Annotated in this window: 16 protein-coding genes and 2 tRNA genes; 4 read left to right on the forward strand and 14 right to left on the reverse strand. The window is 52.2% G+C overall.

The annotated features are described in order from the left end of the window. Positions 1-119: 119 nt before the first annotated feature. From PXG97_RS01125 to PXG97_RS01165, 9 genes are all read right to left on the reverse strand, one after another. Positions 120-533 carry a DUF4625 domain-containing protein gene (locus PXG97_RS01125; protein ID WP_276495870.1) on the reverse strand — a complete coding sequence of 138 codons (414 nt, stop codon included), beginning with the start codon at positions 531-533 and terminating at the stop codon, positions 120-122. A gap of 260 nt (positions 534-793) precedes the next feature. Next, positions 794-1816 (reverse strand): N-acetylmuramoyl-L-alanine amidase family protein, encoded by a 1023-nt coding sequence (locus PXG97_RS01130; protein ID WP_276495871.1) that lies wholly within the window; start codon positions 1814-1816, stop codon positions 794-796. A gap of 238 nt (positions 1817-2054) precedes the next feature. Continuing rightward, positions 2055-3512, reverse strand: coding sequence for a M48 family metalloprotease (locus PXG97_RS01135; protein WP_276495872.1), 1458 nt, complete (start codon positions 3510-3512; stop codon positions 2055-2057). A gap of 282 nt (positions 3513-3794) precedes the next feature. Next, the gene (locus PXG97_RS01140) at positions 3795-4052 is read right to left on the reverse strand and encodes a TFIIB-type zinc ribbon-containing protein (RefSeq protein ID WP_276495873.1); all 258 of its coding nucleotides are present in this window, start codon (positions 4050-4052) and stop codon (positions 3795-3797) included. 373 nt (positions 4053-4425) lie between these two features. Further along, entirely contained in the window at positions 4426-5556 is a 1131-nt protein-coding gene (locus PXG97_RS01145) for a tetratricopeptide repeat protein (RefSeq protein ID WP_276495874.1), read from the reverse strand. A gap of 69 nt (positions 5557-5625) precedes the next feature. Next, positions 5626-8175 (reverse strand): DNA gyrase subunit A, encoded by a 2550-nt coding sequence (gene gyrA, locus PXG97_RS01150; RefSeq protein WP_276495875.1) that lies wholly within the window; start codon positions 8173-8175, stop codon positions 5626-5628. Positions 8176-8252: 77 nt separating this feature from the next. Further along, positions 8253-8495 (reverse strand): hypothetical protein, encoded by a 243-nt coding sequence (locus PXG97_RS01155; protein ID WP_276495876.1) that lies wholly within the window; start codon positions 8493-8495, stop codon positions 8253-8255. Between the two features lie 132 nt (positions 8496-8627). Beyond that, the gene (locus PXG97_RS01160) at positions 8628-9398 is read right to left on the reverse strand and encodes an SDR family oxidoreductase (protein WP_276495877.1); all 771 of its coding nucleotides are present in this window, start codon (positions 9396-9398) and stop codon (positions 8628-8630) included. A 75-nt stretch (positions 9399-9473) separates the two neighbouring features. Continuing rightward, positions 9474-10493 carry a metal-dependent hydrolase gene (locus PXG97_RS01165; RefSeq protein ID WP_276495878.1) on the reverse strand — a complete coding sequence of 340 codons (1020 nt, stop codon included), beginning with the start codon at positions 10491-10493 and terminating at the stop codon, positions 9474-9476. Between the two features lie 112 nt (positions 10494-10605). Here PXG97_RS01165 and PXG97_RS01170 point away from each other — a divergent pair, with 112 nt between their 5' ends. Further along, entirely contained in the window at positions 10606-11643 is a 1038-nt protein-coding gene (locus PXG97_RS01170; protein WP_276495879.1) for a potassium channel family protein, read from the forward strand. A gap of 55 nt (positions 11644-11698) precedes the next feature. Here PXG97_RS01170 and PXG97_RS01175 read toward each other — a convergent pair whose 3' ends face one another. From PXG97_RS01175 to PXG97_RS01195, 5 genes are all read right to left on the reverse strand, one after another. Next, the gene (locus PXG97_RS01175; protein ID WP_276495880.1) at positions 11699-12865 is read right to left on the reverse strand and encodes a hypothetical protein; all 1167 of its coding nucleotides are present in this window, start codon (positions 12863-12865) and stop codon (positions 11699-11701) included. Between the two features lie 150 nt (positions 12866-13015). After that, positions 13016-13088 (reverse strand) — tRNA-Thr (locus tag PXG97_RS01180). A gap of 57 nt (positions 13089-13145) precedes the next feature. After that, positions 13146-13218 (reverse strand) — tRNA-Thr (locus PXG97_RS01185). 131 nt (positions 13219-13349) lie between these two features. Further along, the gene (locus PXG97_RS01190) at positions 13350-15392 is read right to left on the reverse strand and encodes a DUF349 domain-containing protein (protein WP_276495881.1); all 2043 of its coding nucleotides are present in this window, start codon (positions 15390-15392) and stop codon (positions 13350-13352) included. 32 nt (positions 15393-15424) lie between these two features. Beyond that, entirely contained in the window at positions 15425-15994 is a 570-nt protein-coding gene (locus PXG97_RS01195; RefSeq protein ID WP_276495882.1) for a YqgE/AlgH family protein, read from the reverse strand. A 322-nt stretch (positions 15995-16316) separates the two neighbouring features. On the opposite strand from PXG97_RS01195, the gene pdxH reads away from it, so the two are divergent. The 3 genes from pdxH to PXG97_RS01210 are packed head-to-tail and all read left to right on the forward strand — an operon-like array spanning position 16317 to position 18876. Continuing rightward, entirely contained in the window at positions 16317-16967 is a 651-nt protein-coding gene (pdxH, locus tag PXG97_RS01200; protein ID WP_276495883.1) for a pyridoxamine 5'-phosphate oxidase, read from the forward strand. Between the two features lie 60 nt (positions 16968-17027). After that, the gene (locus PXG97_RS01205; RefSeq protein ID WP_276495884.1) at positions 17028-18326 is read left to right on the forward strand and encodes a DUF1015 domain-containing protein; all 1299 of its coding nucleotides are present in this window, start codon (positions 17028-17030) and stop codon (positions 18324-18326) included. Continuing rightward, positions 18292-18876 (forward strand): Maf family nucleotide pyrophosphatase, encoded by a 585-nt coding sequence (locus PXG97_RS01210; RefSeq protein ID WP_276495885.1) that lies wholly within the window; start codon positions 18292-18294, stop codon positions 18874-18876. Before PXG97_RS01205 ends, PXG97_RS01210 begins: the two co-directional genes overlap by 35 nt. Positions 18877-18996: the final 120 nt, after the last annotated feature.

Below are 18996 nucleotides of genomic sequence, written 5' to 3' on the forward strand. Positions count from 1 at the left end.
GGCTGGGTTGCTTTACGATACGGCAGGAGGGGAGTGAGGTTATACAGAAAAACCGAAAGGCCCCGCATCATGCGGGGCCTTTCGGTAAATACTTACGGTATCAAAAATGCTGCACCTGGTTAAGGGGTCACACTAATAGTCACGGATTCTTCTGCGTTGTTGCCCTGTTCGTCAGTGGCTTCAATTGTCATAACGTAAGCACCCTCTTCAGCCTCTGCAGGAAGCGTCACATCCAGGTCGAGGTCTTTCTGGCGGTTATCGTTTAAGAAATCGCTGATATCATCGTCTTCGATTTCGCTGGTAGTGCCAGCAGGAGTTGTTACCCACACCCTAATGTTCTCGAGTCCCTGGTCATCGGTAATGTTTGCCCTAAGCTCTACAACATCGCCGGGGGCAAAGATCGCATTCTCAGCAGGGGAACTAATGGTGATGGTAGGGGCCGTAACATCCAGTTCTACTTCCTCATCGTCATCATCACAGGCAACAAATGCAATACTCAGGAACATAAGGAACAACCAATTTAACTTCTTCATAGCTTGGAAAATTTAAAACAGTGAAAATAAAAGCTTGTTGTATTACAGTATAGGCATATTTTAAGGGATAAGGCCTACAGACACAATACAATACAGCACCTTTAACGGGGGAAGCTGGTTTAGGTTGTGCCTTAAAAAATGATGCAATTTTTTAAGCCCTTGGGCAACGGGCGGTCGCTTATCCGCTAAGAAGTAACGGGTGTTCACAAAAAAGGAGCACCTGGTAAAGGTGCTCCTCTGTGTTCAGCTGAAAAAAAAATTTACTCTTTTGAGGTAGTATAATCCGCTATAATACCGTCGCAGAGCCAGTTGGCCAGGGCCTGCCTGTTATTGGGGATCACAAAACGGCGTTGATCTTTATCGTTTTTTATGTTGCCAAGCTCTACAAACACGGTAGGCGGGTGGCTGTACTTGATCACATACAGGCTGCTGCGGGGTGTTACAGTACCGAAATAATCCCGGTTGGGTTGGTAGCGGTTATACTTGGTGGTGAAAACCTCATGAATGCGTTCGGCCAGCTCCTTACCGGCAGTGCTGTTTTCGTGGTGGTAGAAGAAGACGTCGATGTTCTGCCCTTTGCTGCGGCTATCGATGTGGATGGAGAGCATGCGCTGGTGTGCCCCCTTGTGCTTTTTGGCTAACTGGTTGATGTCGGCTACGCGGGTTCTGAGGCGCTGTACCTGCCCATGTGGCACCGGCTTCCCAAAATAGCTCACCTCGTCGGTGTCCATCTTCAGGATGTTCTCGTCCCGTATCCCGTCATCCGGGTCCTGGATGACCATGTAAACGGTGGCGCCATGCTCCATCAGGCGGCGGGCTAGGCGGATTGTTACATCATAGGCATACTCATCCTCGCTTAGCTCATAGGGGCCATACTTGCCTATAGCACCAGGATCGGGGCCACTGTGGCCGGCCACCAGGTAATACACCGTTCCCTGCAGCTGGCGGTCGATAACCTCTACACGCTCATAATTCTTGCCAAACAAAGGCTCCACGAGTACGGCAGGGGCGGCTTTCTCAACAGGTTTGCTTTCGGGGGCTGCGCCGGCGGTGGACGCTGTCGGCAGGAGGTACGTTCTGCCCACGTATAGGCTGTTGTCCTGCCCCAGTTTTTCCTGGTTCAGGTCTACAAAAGGGCGTAGGTGCTGCGATGGGTCCAAGCCATGGCGACGGAGCAACAGGTAGATGCCATCTCCTTCCTGGGCAACCACTTCAGGGTAGTCTTGGCCGAAAAGGGGATAGGAGCAGAGGGAAAGGGTGAAGAACAGTATAAGTTTTCGCAAGGGTTTTACTTTTAATATTCTACTATCTCTTACGAAACGATAGTACTAAAAATTTTACAGACCTGAAAATATTCGGCTAAAGCAGCTTTAAAGTTATACTTTTTAGGGCACATTTTCTTAACCAGAAGAGCGACAGCAGGATAAAATGCACCAATGTGCAGCGGCAGGAGGAGGGAGGGGCAAAAAAAAAAGCCTCCCCGTACTATACAGGAAGGCTCTGCTGGGTTCATGTGGTGTTTTACTGCGACACAACCTTGATCAAAGTGCCTTTCTCCACAGGGTCTGTCAGCTGCATGCCGTTAAGGATAGCGAATTCATCCAGTCTGTCCTGCTTGATGTTGTTCCGCTGCAGCGCCTGCGACAATGTCATGGGTTGCGGTACCGTGTACAGGCGGATACGCTCCGGCTTGCGGTTTAGTTTGTCTGCCTCGGTCAGCTCCGCAAAGTTCTGCATGGTGTTGGTGAATGTCTGGAAGTAGTTGTTGAAGTCGTCTGCGGTGGTAATGCCCATCAGGCTATAGTTGTTGCCGCCATAGCGGATCAGGTACGTAAGGGTGCGGATAACCTGTTGCTGCTGTTGGGTTTGCTGCTGCTGTGGTTGCTGGTCAGCCACAATGGCCAGGGCAGGCAACCCATTAACCGTGGTGCTTTTGGACTCTACAGGCTGTAGGTTATAAGTCTGTAAGAGGGTTTGTGCTGCGGCCTCCAGTGTTTCACCGGGCACCAGCATCAGGTTCATCATCGCACGGCCATCCTGCGGGGCCATCTGGAAAACTTGCGGGGAGTTTAAATAACCCCAACCTGACGGTATAGGGAACCTGAACTTTAGCTCGGGGTGATAAAAGACGTTGTTCTCCACAAATCCCTGGCGCGGGTCTTCACCATACACCATGCCATCCAGGCGTTTGAGGTAGCTGTTTCGCTCTACCTTGGCAGTGGTTAAGTTCTCTTTCTTTTTCCAGGCTGCGGCAAGCTCGTGCACCCTTTCGTAGCGGTCGGCAGGGTTGGGGTGGGTCGAAAGGAAATTGGGAATCGCGGATCCGCTGCCTTCCTGCTGGCGCTGCAGGGTAAGGAAGAAATCAGCCATCTCGGAAGCGTCGTACCCGATTTTAGTAGAGTATTCTACACCCAACTCATCCGACTCCCGCTCATCATCGCGGCCGAACTTAAGGAACAGCAGCCCCAGGCCCTGCGACAGCTCGTTTCCGAGCTGGGCCAACTGTGGCGACAGCACCATGCCGGCTACCAAGCCTATCTGCGCCAGCGTAGATTTGGACTGTTGCTGCACAGAGTGTCGCGCCGTGATATGGCCGATCTCATGACCCAGTACGCCTGCAAACTGCGCCTCGTTGTTGAAGTGCGCCATAATGCCACGGGTAAAGTAGACGTAACCGCCCGGCAAGGCAAAAGCGTTGATCACGGGAGAGTCAACAATCTTAAATTCATACTTCAGCTCCGGGCGATGCGATACGGCCGCCATGGCCTGTCCTTTTTGCTGTATGAACTGCTGCAAGGCTTTATCTTCGTACAGGCCGAACTGAGCCACTACCGCCGGGTCTGTTTGGGCTCCAAGGGCAATTTCCTGTTCCTCAGACATCAGCACGATGTCTTTTTTGCCCGTTACCGGGTTGGTGGCGCAGGAGTTGAACAGCAGCAGCATAGCGGCTAGTCCTGCGACAAACATATTTTTTTTCATAGTTCTTCGGTTATACATTCTGTAAGGCATCTAAAATGGACGCCTATATAAGAATTATCTGATTTTTAGTAAGAACGGAGCGTAAATTCGTTTAGTTGCGGAAGCAGCAGATAGCCGGAGTCGTTTCGAAGGCAAGCAGCAGATAGGCAAGGCGCGAGCGGGAGAGCCCGCAGGCAAAACCGAAACAGGTGAAGCGCGGTCGGAAGAGCAAAAAGCATGGCGCCTGCACAAAGGGTTGAACCTGTGCAGGCGCCATGCCGTCAAATGAGTCTGTGTGAAGGTTTAAAAATCGAAGAAGTCACTCAGGAAAGATTCTTTTTTCTTGTATGGCTTTTTCTCCCGGCCATACTTGTCGTAGCCTTGCTGCTTGTAATCCGAACCGTAATTCTCTTTCTTGGAGTAATGGTCCGCTGATCGCTCCATGATTTTTTCAAGCTCGCCACGGTCCAGCCAAATTCCGCGGCAGTTTGGGCAGTAGTCAATCTCTACGCCATTTTTATCACTCATTAGGAGCGTTTCATTGCAGTTAGGACATTTCATAAGTATAGTGCTTGGTTAATACCTGAATATATGCAAACAAAAGCATAAGGCCTTTCCTGCAAGACGTAAGCACCGTTGCGCACGACGGACTGTGTCCAGAAGCAAGTTGAAGAGTTCGGATGCCTCGAGCTGCCCGCTGTTCTTGACTTTCTTATTTAACATAAAGTACATTATGAGTGACACTTAAAATAGATGATTATTCATCGAACATTATAAGTCCTATAATTTATATTATGTTAAGTATAGTATTTCTGTACCTGTCTTCAAGCCGCTGTTTTACCGGTCAAGCATCTCCTCTATACTTTACCAGATACTTTAAAACAAAAATGGAGAAGCTTTGCAGCCTCTCCATTTCAAGTAGTTATCTTAAGCCTTAGTTCAGCTTGGCAGAAAGCTTCTCAGCATCAGCCTTACGGCCCAAACGTGTATACACGTTTACCAGGTTCTGGATGGTAGACTTATCCTCTGGCTGCAGCGCGTGAGCTTTCTCGAAGTATGGCAATGACGCCTGATAGTACTTCTTAGCCTCAGCTTCAAGTGCTTTGCCCTTTTTCTGGTATGTGGCATAATCCATTTTAGCGGCTCTGTTGTTTACGTCAGCGCCTCTGTTGTACTCCAGCACACCCAGGTTATAGTATGCGTCAAAGTTGTTCGGATCTGCCTCAATGGCTTTCTTGTACACCTCGCGTGCACCCTCAAAATCTTTCTTGCGCTCCAGCAGGTTTCCTTTTACGGCATACAGGCTGGCGTTTTTAGGGTCTGCGGCAATGGCATTGTCAAGTTTGGCAAGCGCCTCGTCAGCACGGTCGTTCTTCAGGTAATACTTCAGTTCTTCCTGCATCAGGTACACGCTGTTAGGGTGCTCCTTCAAGCCTTCTGACAAAGTAGCCATCACAGCGTCGTCGCTGGCCTCTGTGGCCTGCTGCAGCTGCACTTTCGCCTTGTACACATCCTCCGTCTTGTGGCCCATTTTGATCAGCTCATCGTAGAAACCGATGGCCTGGTCGTACTTGTTGTCAGCTGTTGAGGCATAGGCAGCGTAAAGAACGGCCGTTGTATCCTCCGGGCTGATCTTGTGCGCCAGTTCATACTTCTCAATGGCGTTCGGCCAATCTTGATTGTTATGGAACTCCACCGCCTGGTTCAGTACCTGGCCGTACAGCATTTGCTTGCGCTCCGGTACCTGCTTGGAAAACTCGCCGTTCTGGCCATCCAGCTCCACTGTCTTGTCAAAAGACTCGAGTATAACCATTGGTGTTTTCTCATCCGTCATTTTGCCATAGATCGGGTTGCCGATCATATCCTGCAGGATAACGCCGCGGTAGAACCAGGTTTTCGCTTTATCTTTTGTTTTTTTATGCTCTGTGGCCTTGTTGATGTCCTCCAGTGCTTTATCAAGCGTACCATTCTTATGGTTTAGGACGGCACTGTTCACAGCCGAGTTCTGAGCACTTGCAACCGAAATGGTACCGGCTACTAAGGCTGTCAAAAGTACTTTTTTCATACTTGAATAATGGTTTGGGTTGTTGTTTGCTTAACGTATTATATTCGTAAATAATTCGTTCTTAGAGATTTACGCCTCCTCAGTGGTTTCAGGGTCGATCATGGTGTCTGGCTGCAGCGAGTCTTCCGGCGTAAGCTCGGATTGCTCCAGTACAGCCTCCTCTACCTCTTCCTCGTTCTCTACTTCTACCTTTGCCACTGATGATATCTGGTCGCCATCGTTCAGTTTGATCAAACGCACCCCCTGCGTGGCACGGCCCATTACGCGCAAATCGCTAACGCGCAAGCGGATAGTGATGCCAGAGCGGTTGATGATCATCAGGTCATCAGTGTCCGTTACGCCTTTGATGGCAACAAGTTTTCCTGTTTTCTCAGTAATATTCAGTGTTTTCACACCTTTACCACCGCGGTTCGTAATGCGGTACTCTTCCAGCTGCGATCGCTTTCCATAGCCCTTCTCCGAAACCACCAACAGGTTGGTGCTCTCATTCTCTACACAAACCATACCAACTACCTTGTCATCTGGACCGGCAAGTGTTACGGCGCGCACCCCGGCAGCCGTGCGGCCCATTGGGCGCACCTGTGTTTCGTTAAAGCGAATGGCCCTCCCCGACTCCAGCGCGATTACAATCTCACTATTGCCAGTGGTCAGCTGCACATCCAGCAGGCGGTCTCCGTCGTTGATCGAAATGGCGTTAATGCCATTGGTTCTTGGACGCGAATAGGCTTCCAGAACGGTCTTTTTGATCGTACCCTGCTCAGTGATGAACACCAGGTTGTGGTTGAGTACGTAATCCTGGTTCTTCAGGTCATGCACGTTCAACACGGCACGCACTTTATCATCGCGCTCTATCTGGATCAGGTTCTGGATGGCACGCCCTTTCGTGGTCTTCCCTCCTTCCGGAATCTCGTATACTTTGAGCCAGAACACACGGCCAAATTCTGTGAAGAACAGCATGTGGTGGTGTGTGTTGGCGATGAACAGGTGCTCCGTAAAGTCGCTTTCCTTGGAGGCGGCCACGCCTCTGGAGCCCACGCCGCCACGGCTCTGGCTGCGGTACTCGTTCAGGGAAGTACGCTTAATATACCCTTCGTGCGAAATGGTAATCACCATGTTCTCCTCCGGAATCATGTCCTCGTAGGAGATGTCGCCGGTGCTGGCCTCAATGCTGGTGCGGCGCTCATCGCCGTAACGCTCCCTGATCTCTGTCAGCTCGTCCTTGATGATCTGCATGCGCAGGCTCTCATCGTTCAGGATGGAGTTTAGGTAGTCGATCAGCTTCATGATCTCCTGGTACTCCTGCTGGATCTTGTCGCGCTCCAGTCCGGTGAGGCGCTGCAAACGCATGTCCAATATGGCACGTGCCTGAATCTCAGTAAGCGCGAAACGCTCCATCAAACCGCTGCGGGCAATCTCCGGGTCACGCGAAGAGCGGATCAGGTTGATTACCTCGTCCAGGTTATCGAGCGCGATCAGCAAGCCTTCCAGAATGTGGGCGCGTTTTTGCGCCTCCTCCAGCTCATACTGCGTTCTGCGGATAACTACCTCGTGGCGATGCTCCACAAAGTACTTGATCAGGTCTTTTAGGTTCAGCGTCATCGGGCGGCCTTTTACCAGGGCCACGTTGTTCACGCCAAAAGAAGACTGAAGCGCCGTATACTTGTACAGGTTGTTGAGCACCACGTTCGGAATGGCATCCCGCTTCAGATCGTACACAATACGCAGGCCGTCGCGGTCAGATTCATCGCGCAGGTCAGCAATTCCCTCGATTTTCTTCTCGTTAATGAGGGCGGCTGTTTTCTCGATCAGGGAGGCCTTGTTCACCATGTACGGAATCTCCGTCACGATTATCTGCTCCTTGCCGCTAGGCGTAGTCTCGAAGTTAGCACGGCCTCGCATCAGCACGCGTCCGCGGCCTGTCTCGAAAGCGGCTTTAACGCCGTCGTAGCCGTGGATGATGCCTCCCGTCGGGAAGTCAGGAGCAGTGATAAACTGCATCAGCTCAGCTACTGTGATATCGTTGTTGTCGATGTAGGCCACGATGCCGCTCACCACCTCCCGGAGGTTGTGCGGCGCCATGTTGGTGGCCATGCCCACTGCAATGCCAGACGTGCCGTTGATCAGCAGGTTGGGCAGCTTAGCAGGCATTACGCTCGGCTCTTTGAGCGAGTCGTCGAAGTTAGGTACAAAGTCAACCGTGTTCTTGTCCAGGTCAGCCAACAGCTCGTCTGCGATACGCTTGAGGCGGGCCTCTGTGTAACGCATGGCCGCCGGTGAGTCGCCGTCAATAGAGCCATAGTTACCCTGGCCATCCACCAGCGGGTAGCGCAACGACCAGTCTTGGGCCATACGCACCATAGTGTCGTACACGGAGGAGTCGCCGTGCGGGTGGTACTTACCCAGTACCTCACCAACGATACGGGCCGATTTCTTGTATGGCTTGTTATAAGATACCCCCAGTTCAGACATGCCGTACAGCACGCGGCGGTGCACTGGCTTCAGTCCATCCCGAACATCGGGTAAGGCTCTGGAAATGATAACAGACATTGAGTAGTCGATATACGCACCGCGCATCTCGTCTTCAATGTTGATCGGTATTATTCGTTCGCCTTCTTGCATGATAAAAGGTCTAAAATAATGTAAATGGTTTGTAGAAAGGGCAAGTTAGGCAAAAAGCGCCTTACTGCCTATATAGCTTATTCCTTATTTTTGGCTTTGGAGCGCCCTCCGTGCTGTTTCTCCTGCGACACCTTGTCCAGCTTCTCCCCATACTTTGGGTTTTGTTTTTTCCAGATAGGCTGGCCACGGAACTCCTGGTCACCATGGATGTGCTCCATGCGCACGTGGCAGGAACCGATAGGACAGGCTGGTTTACAAGAAACTAAGGAAGCGGAGAATAGCGCAAGGCCAAGGATGAAAAGCTGTTTTTTGTGTGTCATGGGTTCAATTTAGGAGCGCTTTCGTACATGTAGCGCACGCAAATCCATATCATACAAAAATAAGCATTTTTGCTGACATTCAACAGTATTTTATGACATTATTAGCACTCTGGCAAGTGCCAAAAAGCGCGCTTAAAGCGGGTGGAATCCATTTATGGTGAAGCCGCCATCCACGGCAACGGTCTGGCCGGTAATGTAAGCTGCCGCAGGCAGGCAAAGAAAGGCCACGGCCCCCGCCACATCCTCTGGTTTGCCTACCTGCTGCATCGGCGTGCGGCTGATGACGTTGTTGTAGAACTCCGGGTTCTGCAGCACTGTTTGCGCGAGCGGCGTGCTGATGTACCAGGGCGCGACGGCGTTAACACGGATGCCGTCTTTTGCCCACTCCGCGGCCAGGTTGCGTGTCAGCTGCGTTAAGGCGGCTTTGGTCATGCCGTAGATGCTGCCGGTGCGCACGTGCACCAGCCCGGCCACAGAGGTCACGTGCACAATGTTTCCTTGCTCGGCCTGCTGTAGCAGTGGGTACAGCAGCCTGTTCAACTCAAATGCCGACTGCAGGTTGGTGTGCATGATGAACTCATACTCCTCTGTGGTGTACTCAGCGGTTGGCTTGCGGATGTTGGTACCGGCATTGTTCACTAGAATGTCTAGCAGCCCCCACTCCTGCTGTACCCATGCCGTGAGCGCCTGCCTTCCTTCAGGCTTGCTTACATCTGCCGACAAGATAGACAGCCCTACAGGGTTCTGCTCCTTTAAGCGGTCCATATCTTCCTGCTTGCGGGCCACGGCCAGTACCTCTGCGCCAAGTGCCAGAAATTCTTTCACGGTTGCCTCGCCAATGCCTTTGGAGCCTCCTGTTACCACGGCCTTCTTGCCTGTAAGCAGCCATCTGTTTTGTGCCATTGTATGTTTGTTTAATGTGATTGTATGATGCTCCATTGCACTTGGCCCAGAGCTTATACTTCGATCAATGTTTGTTTACTTTTGCCCTATGATACGGTGCCAGTACGCCAGCAGGTACTGTTGGTCTACCTTGGGGCGGTTGTTCACTTCCTCGAACTGTAGCTCGCCCTGCTCATCCTGCCATACTTTGTAAACGAACACATAGCCGCCGCCGCTCTCCTGCCAGCCATCAAATTTGCCGAAGCGCAGGTCGTTGATCAGCAAGCCGCCGGCACTATCCTGCTCAACGGTGTAGTACCCTTTTGTAATCTCCAGCAGACGCTCCAGCTTAGGGTGTCCACGATAGGGTTCCAGCAGTTCCGCCTGTTGCGGTTCATAGGCATACTCCACCTGTTTGTCAGCATCCAAGAGAGAATAGAATCCATTGTAAAAGCCGCCTTGCCCCTTTGCTGTTACCGACCAGAAGACGGTATTCATGGGCGTTGGTTTGCTGATGTAGGAGGTGTAGCCTATGCCTTTTGCCGTCAAATTGTGCTCGAACACGTTGTTGGCCATACTCTTGCCTGCAAAAGACCAAGCCAGGTACAGTGTGCTAACAACTAAACCGGCATAGTTCAGCAAACGCCGTTTTGGGTTGAGGCGGTTATAAAAGGCCGCTGCTGCTACCAACACCAAAAATGGAACAGTGTAGAGCGGGTCAATGACAAACACATTGTAGAAGGCTACGCCATAGTTGGAGAAAGGCCAGAAAAGTTGGGTGCCCCAGGTGGTGCAGCTGTCGAGAAGGGCGTGCGTCACAAAGCCCAGGAAGAAGAGCAGCGTCCAGTCTCGTGTGGTGGCCGGGTTACTTTTGTAGAGCCGGTGCAGCAGCCAACCAAGTATGGGCGAGGCAACAATGGCAAAAAGGAAAGAGTGAGAAACGGAACGGTGAAAGCTCAATTGCTGCACCGTATCCAGCCAGGGGTTCAGGAGCACATCCAGGTCAGGGATGGTGCCGGCGATCGCTCCCCACAGCATGGCTTTGTTGCCAAGTTTTTTACCTGCCACGGCCTCTCCTACCGAGGCTCCTAAAACGATCTGGGTTAGTGAATCCATCGAAAGATAAATGTAAAAAAGGGACTATCCGGTGCTCTTGCAACTATGCCCGTCCTGTAAAGGTATAAACTAGCTGGCTTGCCGCCAAGGCAAAAACTGAGACGCATACTTTATGAACGAAACGCTTTACCTGGTCCTGGGTATTTTTTTGATCGGCTTGGGGATTTATGATTTGCTGTATACCACGTTTGCCCCACGGGGCGCCGGTTTGATAAGCGGCCTTCTGTCCACGTTCATATGGCGGCTGTTCCTGGGGGCAAGCAACCTGTTTAAAACGCGTAAAGCACTAGCTGGGGCCGGTATCATCATCATCGTCACCACTATTCTCACTTGGGTGTTCATGCTTTGGGGTGGCTATACGCTGCTGTATTTCTCCGATGCTAGAGCTGTTGTTGACAGTACTACAAGTGTGCCGGCCAATGGCTGGGATAGGGTATACTTTACGGGTTATACGCTGTCTACCTTGGGAAATGGTGACTTCAAGGGAGGCACGGAGTCCTGGCGCATTTTTACGGCGTTTATCTCTTTTACAGGACTTGTCTTCATTACAATTGCCATATCCTACATGGTGCCGATCATCACAGCTGTAACCGAGCGCAGGTCGCTAAGTATCCGCATTGCCTCCATAGGGAACAGCCCGCAGCAAATGCTGCTGAACAGCTGGAACGGGAAAGACTTCAAGGCCTTGGAGCAGCACCTGGGTGGGTTGGCGCAACCAGTGGCCAAACAGGGGCAGCTGCACCTGGCCTACCCCTTGTTGCATTACTTCTTCCACTCCGAAAGATCGGTTGCATTGTTGCCCAACCTCGTGGCGCTAGACGAGGCCCTTACTATCCTGCTCCTGTATGTGCCCAAAGACAAGCGCCCTTCAGAGCAGACGCTGATCCCCATCCGCCATGCCATCACCACGTTTCTAGAATCGCTTACCACCATTACCCCCACCCCCGATTCCCTGGATAAGCCGCATTTAGGAATAGAGCAGCTGGAAGAATGCCAGATTCCGATACAATTGCCAGAGGAAGATTTGCTGGAGCAGTTGAGCAAGCGGCGTCAGTTTCTGAACGCGATGCTGAAATATGTGGGGTGGCACTGGGAGGAGATCGCTAATCCTAAGTTCAACACGGACCTCGATCTGTCCAAGGTCCGTTAACCATAAGCGCCCCGGCAGGTGTAATTGCCGGGGCGCTTATGGTTAACGGACTTGATTAATGCAAAATCTTAGTTCGTTTGAACTCCTTTGTCCTGTCAAACAAATACCGGTAGGTAGCGTGGGTCTTATAGATCCTTCCCCCAATTTGCTCCACCACCTTCATCATTTTTGGGTTAAAATCGCCAATCCAGTTCATCTGCAGGTCCTGGTAAGGGATTCTTGGGTTGTTGATGACCTTCTTGCCTGCCGCCACGATCATGGCTGCCTCCACGCCTTTGCCCTGGTGCTCCGGCGTGATGCCGAATACAATTCCATACATGGTTTTGCAGGCGCCTCTCCAGCGGTGGAACAGGAACTTCAGCTTGCCCAGGAGGTCTAGCTTCCCGTTGGCGTACTTAAACAGCTGGTTAAGTTCCGGTATGGCAATAAAGAAACCAACAGGCTCACCCTCATAGAAGGCAAACCACATGATGCGCTCGTCCAGGATAGGCTTTAACTGGTTCATGATGGCCGTAGCCTGCGCCTCGCCCATGGGCTTTACCCCTTCGTGCTTGGCCCAGCCTTTGTTGTAAACATCGCGGAAATAGCCGGTGTAGGCACCAAGCTCCTTTTTGTTCAAGTGCCTGAAGCTGTAGCGGGGGTCGCCAAGGATGCGCTGTGCTTTCTCGTGGTATTCCGGAGGCAGCTCGTCGTGTACGGTGCGGTAGTAAGTATACTGCCTGAAGTACAGCTGAAAGCCATAGTTCTCCAGCAGCTGCTGGTAATAGGGGAAGTTGTACGGCATGCAGTAAGTCGGCTGGTAGAAGCCGTCGATCAACACACCCCACCACTTGTCGCGCTCCCCAAAGTTGATGGGGCCGTCCATGGCCTCCATGCCGCGTTCCTTCAGCCACTCGCGGCAGGCATCCAGCAGCATGTTGGCTGCCGCCTGGTCGTTTATGCAGTCAAAGAAGCCCATACCGCCAGTGGGTTGGTCGTTGGCGTTGGCTGTGCGTTTGTTAATGAAGGCCGCCACCCTTCCAATCGATTTTCCCGAGCTATCCTGCAAGATCCACCGAATGGCCTCGCCGTCGCGCAGCAGCTTGTTTTTTTTGGGGTCGAAGACGTTGTTTACATCTTTGTCCAGCGGGCGGATATAGTTGGGGTCGTTCTTATACATCCGCACCTGCAGCATCAGGAACTCCTGCGCAAGCTCGGGTGTGTTCACCTCTATCAGTTTCATAGTATGCGTTGAATAGGAAATGCTAAATAAACTATAATCCGCAAAAAAAGGAAGTATAAAGTCTAAAGCGCCCCTGAGGCAGCTTCGGGAAAAGCGGAAAACTTGAAATAAAAAAAGCCTCCAGATTTCTCTGAAGGCTTCCTCTATAAGAGCCCCCTGCCGGGATCGAACCAGCGACCTACTGATTACAAGTCAGTTGCTCTACCAGCTGAGCTAAGGAGGCTTGTACTTATGTTTACCAGTGAAGCAGATGCAGTACAATCATTTGCTTTTGGAGTTGAGCCCCCTGCCGGGATCGAACCAGCGACCTACTGATTACAAGTCAGTTGCTCTACCAGCTGAGCTAAGGAGGCTTAACCTTTTTTGTTGTGCTTTATTGTGTTAAAGCGTTGCAAAGGTATGTTTAAGATTTTATTCTGCAAATAACTGGTTCAAAAATTTCTCCTGGCTTATTCTAAAAATCTGAAAGCCAGGAGAAAAAATTTTAGCCTCTGAAGGCGTCGAGCTGGTGTTGCAGGTTAGCAATGCGCTTTTGGGCATCGGCAATGCGGCCCTCATACTCTTCGCGCAGCTTATCGGCGTTCTTGGAGCGGGCAAAAAACTCGATGTTGGTGCGAAGCGTTTGGATATCATTCTGCAGTTGGGCAATCTCGCGGCGCAGCGTTGTCTCGCGCTGGTGCAGTTTCTGGCCTGCATCCGGGCTGTGCTTGATGCGTTCTACCTGCAGCTTCACCAGCAGGTCCGTGCGCTCCTCCGGGTTTAGGTCCGGAACGCGCTCCAGGTACTTCTCCATTAGCTGGATAAATTTATCCTCTGCCTTGGGGCTGGTGCGCTTGCTGCCCTTGTCGGTTCCGCGCCACTGCTGCACAAAGCTGTTGAACTCTTCCACAGACCCCACAGCATTTGGCTGCGAGAGCTTGTCGGCTACCTTGTCGCAGATCTCCATCTTCTCTGCGGAGAGCTTTTCCAACTCGGCGGAGCGCTGCTGCTCCTGCGCCTGCTTGCGGTCAAAGAACTCGTTGCAGGCCGTGCGGAAGCGCTGCCAGATCTTATCGGAGTACTTGTCTGGCACGCGGCCAATGGTTTTCCATTTCTTTTGCAGCTGTATCAGTTTCTCTTTGGTGCTGGCCCAGTCGGTGCTGTCTTTCAGACTCTCAGCTTCTTCGCATAACTGGGTCTTTAGCTGCAGGTTTTGCATCTTCTGCTCGTCCAAAGCCTTAAAGAACTGGTTCTTGCGCAGGAAAAAGGCCTTATAGTTACCCCAAAAAGCTTTGTTCACCTCTTCGGCGTTTTCCTTGGGCACCAGTCCGGCTTTGTCCCACTCCTCTTTCAGCTTCTGTATTTCGTCTGTTTTGTCGCGCCACTCGTTGATGCGGTCGGTGTTGAAGGCGGAAAACTCCTGCAAGCGCTCCAGCAGACCTCGCTTCACCACAAGGTTTTGCTGCTCACGTGTAGTACGCTCTTCATGGTAAGCACGCCGGCGCTCATGCACCCGCTCGGAGGCCTGCGTAAATTGCTCCCAGATCGGGTCACGCTGGTCGTTGGGTACCGGCCCGATGTTTTTCCACTCCTCGTGCAGGTGGCGTAGCTCCTGCAGCGCCTTGTTGATGCTCGGCTCCTGTTGCAGCGCCTGGGCCCGTTCGATGAGTTGCAGCTTGGCCTCCAGGTTACGGCGGCGGTCCAGCTCCTTCATCTCGAAGAACATGCTGCGGTTGTTATAGAAGATATCGAGCAGCGCATGGTAAGAGTCCCACAGCTCCTGCGCCTCACCGGCCGGCACCGGACCGATAGAGCGCCACTCTGCCTGCAGTTTCTTCAGCTCATCTCCGCTGTTCTTTGTCTCGGCAGACTCTACTAGCTCGCGCAGGCGGCTTAGCAGTTCCCTCTTGCGCTGCAGGTTGTTTTGGCGTTGCTCCTCCTGGTTCTGGCGCTGCTGGTAACGTGACTCGCGGTAAGCTGACAACAACTTCTCCAGGTCCTGGTGCTCACGAGAGGTATGGTAATCGAAGTCTTCCTCGGTGCCCCCCTCCTCTTTGAACTTATTCAGTGCTTCTTGGCGCTCAGCCTGGAACTTTAAATCATACTGACGGTGAATTTCATTTATGGTGCGGTACTTCCGGATCGCATCGTTGCCTTTTAGAACATTGGTGAGTTGCTGGCGGAGCTCTTCCAGTGAGAGTTGGCTGTAATCGGTGTGGTCTTCCTCCTCTTCCTCTTCCTCCTCGTGGTGCTCGTGCGCCGTCGCGGAAGCGGCGGCAGGTGTCTCCGCAACATCTGTCACCCCGGTGTTAGCTTCGGCAAAGGTCTCAGTGATGCTTTCGGAAGCCTCTGATTCCTGCGTTGTGGCCAGCTCCGGCTCTACCTCCGGCTGTTCTTCCTTCGGTACACCCTGCCCGGTGTCGGCCGCGTTCTCTTCTGTTGGTTTTTGCGTTTGCGAAACCGTCTTTTGTTCATCGGCAGCAGCCTGGTTCTCTGGTTTGTTAGCCTCAGCTCCGGTGGTGTCCATATGCTCTTTGTCAGTTGTCATTTCTGAATTGTTAGGTACAACGTTTAAGCGTGTTAATTCAGGCGCGGGTCGTCCGGGTAGTTGCTCAGCACCTTAAACTTTCCGCCCATCTGCCGAAGGATGCTTCGCCAGAGGGTTTCTGTATCCAAAGTAAATAATTTATTTGCAGCATTGTTGTTCACGATCCAAACATTTTTATCTATCTCCTCCTGCAGTTGGCCCGGTGTCCAGCCGGAGTAGCCCAGAAAGAATTTTATGTCATCCTGCTGCACCAGCCCAGTCTCGATCATGGTGCGTAACGATTCAAAATCGCCACCCCAGTAGAGGTTGTCATTCAGTTTAACAGCTTCCGGAAGGCCTGCCAGGCGGTGTACGTAGTGGAGCGTGTTGTACTGCACCGGACCGCCTATGCCCAGCACCATATCAAACTTATCGTCGAACACGTCCAGCACATCCGACAGGTGCAGGTTCGACGCCCGGTTCAGCACCAACCCAAAGGAGCCTTCTTCTTCGTGGCTGCAAAGCAGTATCACGCTACGCTCGAAGTTCGGGTCGCCCAGGTATGGTTCAGATATCAGGATGCTTCCGCTCTGTGGTTTTATCGTCTTGCTTTCTGCCATCATTCTTTCATCACGTTTCTTGTTTTACCGTTGACAGCATAGCGCCCTTTGCTAATTGCAAATTAACATATAAAAATAACCATCATTTGTTAATTACGCAAACAGACCGATATAGTATCAAAAAGGCATCCTATGCACGGTATTTTTCAAGCTATACTGTTATCCTGCCAATACAGTTGGCTTCAGCACCTTTGTTTCAGGTTTTATGCTGCAGGCCTCCAAGGTATGTAAGGCATACGTGCAAGGCAGTCTGTTGCATGATGGCCGCACATTTAGTTTAGCCTCAGCAGATATTTTTATAATTTTGAACAAAACAACCAAGCTTATGGCTCTGACACATAATATTGCCGATATCCGGGTAAACTACATGAAGCACGCACTGACAGAGGCCTCTGTTGCTGCCGCCCCTATCGATCAGTTTAAAACGTGGCTGCAGGAGGCCATCGAGGCGCAGGTGGAGGAGCCAACGGCGCTGGTGCTCTCCACCGTGGATGCAGCAGGCAAGCCATCTGCCCGCGTGGTGCTGCTGAAAGGGGTAGACGAGCAGGGCTTCAGTTTTTACACCAACTATGCCAGCCGCAAAGGCCAAGAGCTGGCGCAGAACCCGCATGCCTCCCTCACCTTTTTCTGGCCTGCCCTGGAGCGGCAGGTGCGGATTGAGGGGAAGGTAGAGAAGGTGCAGCCGGAGGAGTCGGAGAAATATTTCCATAGCCGCCCAAAAGGCAGCCAGATCGGGGCCTGGGCCTCGCCGCAGAGCCAGGTGATCGCCTCCAGAGAGGTGCTGGAGCAGCGTGAGAAAGAGCTGAGCGAGCAGTATGCCGACGCCGAGCTGCTGCCAAGGCCGGAGCATTGGGGCGGCTACCGCCTGGTGCCGGATTACCTGGAGTTCTGGCAGGGCCGGCCAAGTCGCCTGCACGACCGTATCGTGTATGAATTGGAGGGAGAACGCTGGCAGATCAAGCGCCTGGCTCCCTAAAATCGCATTGGGTGTCACCGCACCATGATGCTCTTTACTTATACTTTGTAATCACAATTAATGGCTGAGATACTTCCACTGCGCGCCTGGCGCTATAACGACGACCTGAACGACAAGATAGATCAACTGACCTCCCCGCTTTTCGATGTGGTATCAGCAAAGCAGCGGGATGCCTTGTACCAGAACCCCTTGAACAGTATCCACCTGTCGGTGCCGCGCGGGGACTACCCGGCACCGGATGCGGCCACGTTGCTGCAGAAGTGGAAGGAAAGCGGCATTTTGCTGCAGGACGGCCTGCCCGGCATCTATGTCTATTATCAATATTTCCGGCTGCCGGGCAATGAGAAAGAGTATGTGCGCAAAGGCTTTATCTGCAACATAAAAGCATATGACTGGCATGAGCAGGTGTTGCTGCGCCACGAAAACACCATCCCCAGCGCCGTGAACGACCGCATCGAGCTGCTGGAGGAGACGCTGCTGAACGTGAGCCCGACCCATGGCCTGTATACCGATCCGGAGTTTTTGCTGGAGCCCTACATGGACGAGAGCATCCGTACGCCAATCTACGAAACGGAGGATTACCAGGGGGTGCGCGATGTGCTGGCCGTAATCCACGACCATGAGGTGATACAGCTGTTCGTGCAGACGCTGGCCCAAAAGCAGATCCTGCTGGCCGACGGCCACCACCGCTACGAAGGCTCGTTGTTTTACCGGCGCAAAATGATGGCCCAGAATCCAAGCCACACCGGCCTGGAGCCTTACAACTACCACCTGATGTACCTGACGAACTCGGAGCACGACGACCTGCGCATCCTGCCAACGCACCGCCTGCTGAAAGAGCTTCCCATCTCCGATGAGGCATTTTTGGAGCGGTTGCAGGAATACTTTACCGTTACACCGAAGGAAGACCCCTACGAGTTGAATGAAGTGATTGTGGGCAAGCCCTGGGCCTTTGGTCTGTACCTGAACGGCAACGCCTATAAACTGCGCCTCAAGCCGGAGGTGCACCAAAGCATAGACTGGAATTTTCCGGAGGAGGTGAAGCAGCTGGACCTGACGGTGATGCACTACTTTATTTTTGAAAAGATTTTGGGTATTTACCGACAGGAGCAGCGCGATTACAAAGGCCTTAGCTACGAGCGCAACTTCACGGCCTGCATCCGGAAGGTGGATAAGGGAGAGGCGCACCTGGCCCTGATCACCAACGAGATTTCGATGGAGCAGGTGAAACGCGTGTGCAACAGCGGCGCGGTGATGCCGCAGAAGTCGACTTTCTTCTACCCAAAAGTTATCTGTGGATTTTTATTTAGCTCGATCAAAGAAGATGAATTTACAACGGCCGCTGCTGCTTGCCTCTAACTCCCCCCGCCGCAAAGAGCTGCTCACCAGCCTTGGCCTGAAGTATGAGGTGCTGGTAAAGGAGGTGCAGGAGGATTTTCCAGCCCATTTAAAGCGGGAGGAGATCGCGGAATACCTGGCCTCGCACAAAGCAGCCGCTTATACTTCCGACATCACGGATGAAGCGCTGATTACGGCTGATACCATTGTTTGCCTGGGCGATCGCGTGCTGAACAAGCCTGCTGACTATGCGGAGGCAAAAGAGATGCTGGAGGCGCTTTCGGGCACACACAACGAGGTGATTACGGGTGTCTGCATTCTTACGCGGGAGCAGAAAGCGGTTTTCCACGATACCACCAAAGTATACTTCAAGCAGCTCTCGGAGGCGGAGATCGATCATTACATCACGCATTACAAACCCTATGACAAGGCAGGTGCCTACGGCATCCAGGAGTGGATCGGTATGATCGGCATTGAGCGCATTGAGGGTTCTTATTTTAACGTGGTGGGGCTGCCGGTGCAGAAGCTGTATGCCAAGCTGGAGGAGCTGGGGATAGTGGCAGCAGGCTGATTATTGTTTTCGCCCTGTTGACTTGATACCCTATACTTCGACTACTAATAAAGTCGAAATGGCTACCTTTGCAAAAATTTATACTTCTGATCTTTTGAAAGTATAAACAACCAGCATTCA

This window comes from Pontibacter litorisediminis (genome assembly GCF_029360645.1).
Taxonomy (GTDB): domain Bacteria; phylum Bacteroidota; class Bacteroidia; order Cytophagales; family Hymenobacteraceae; genus Pontibacter; species Pontibacter litorisediminis.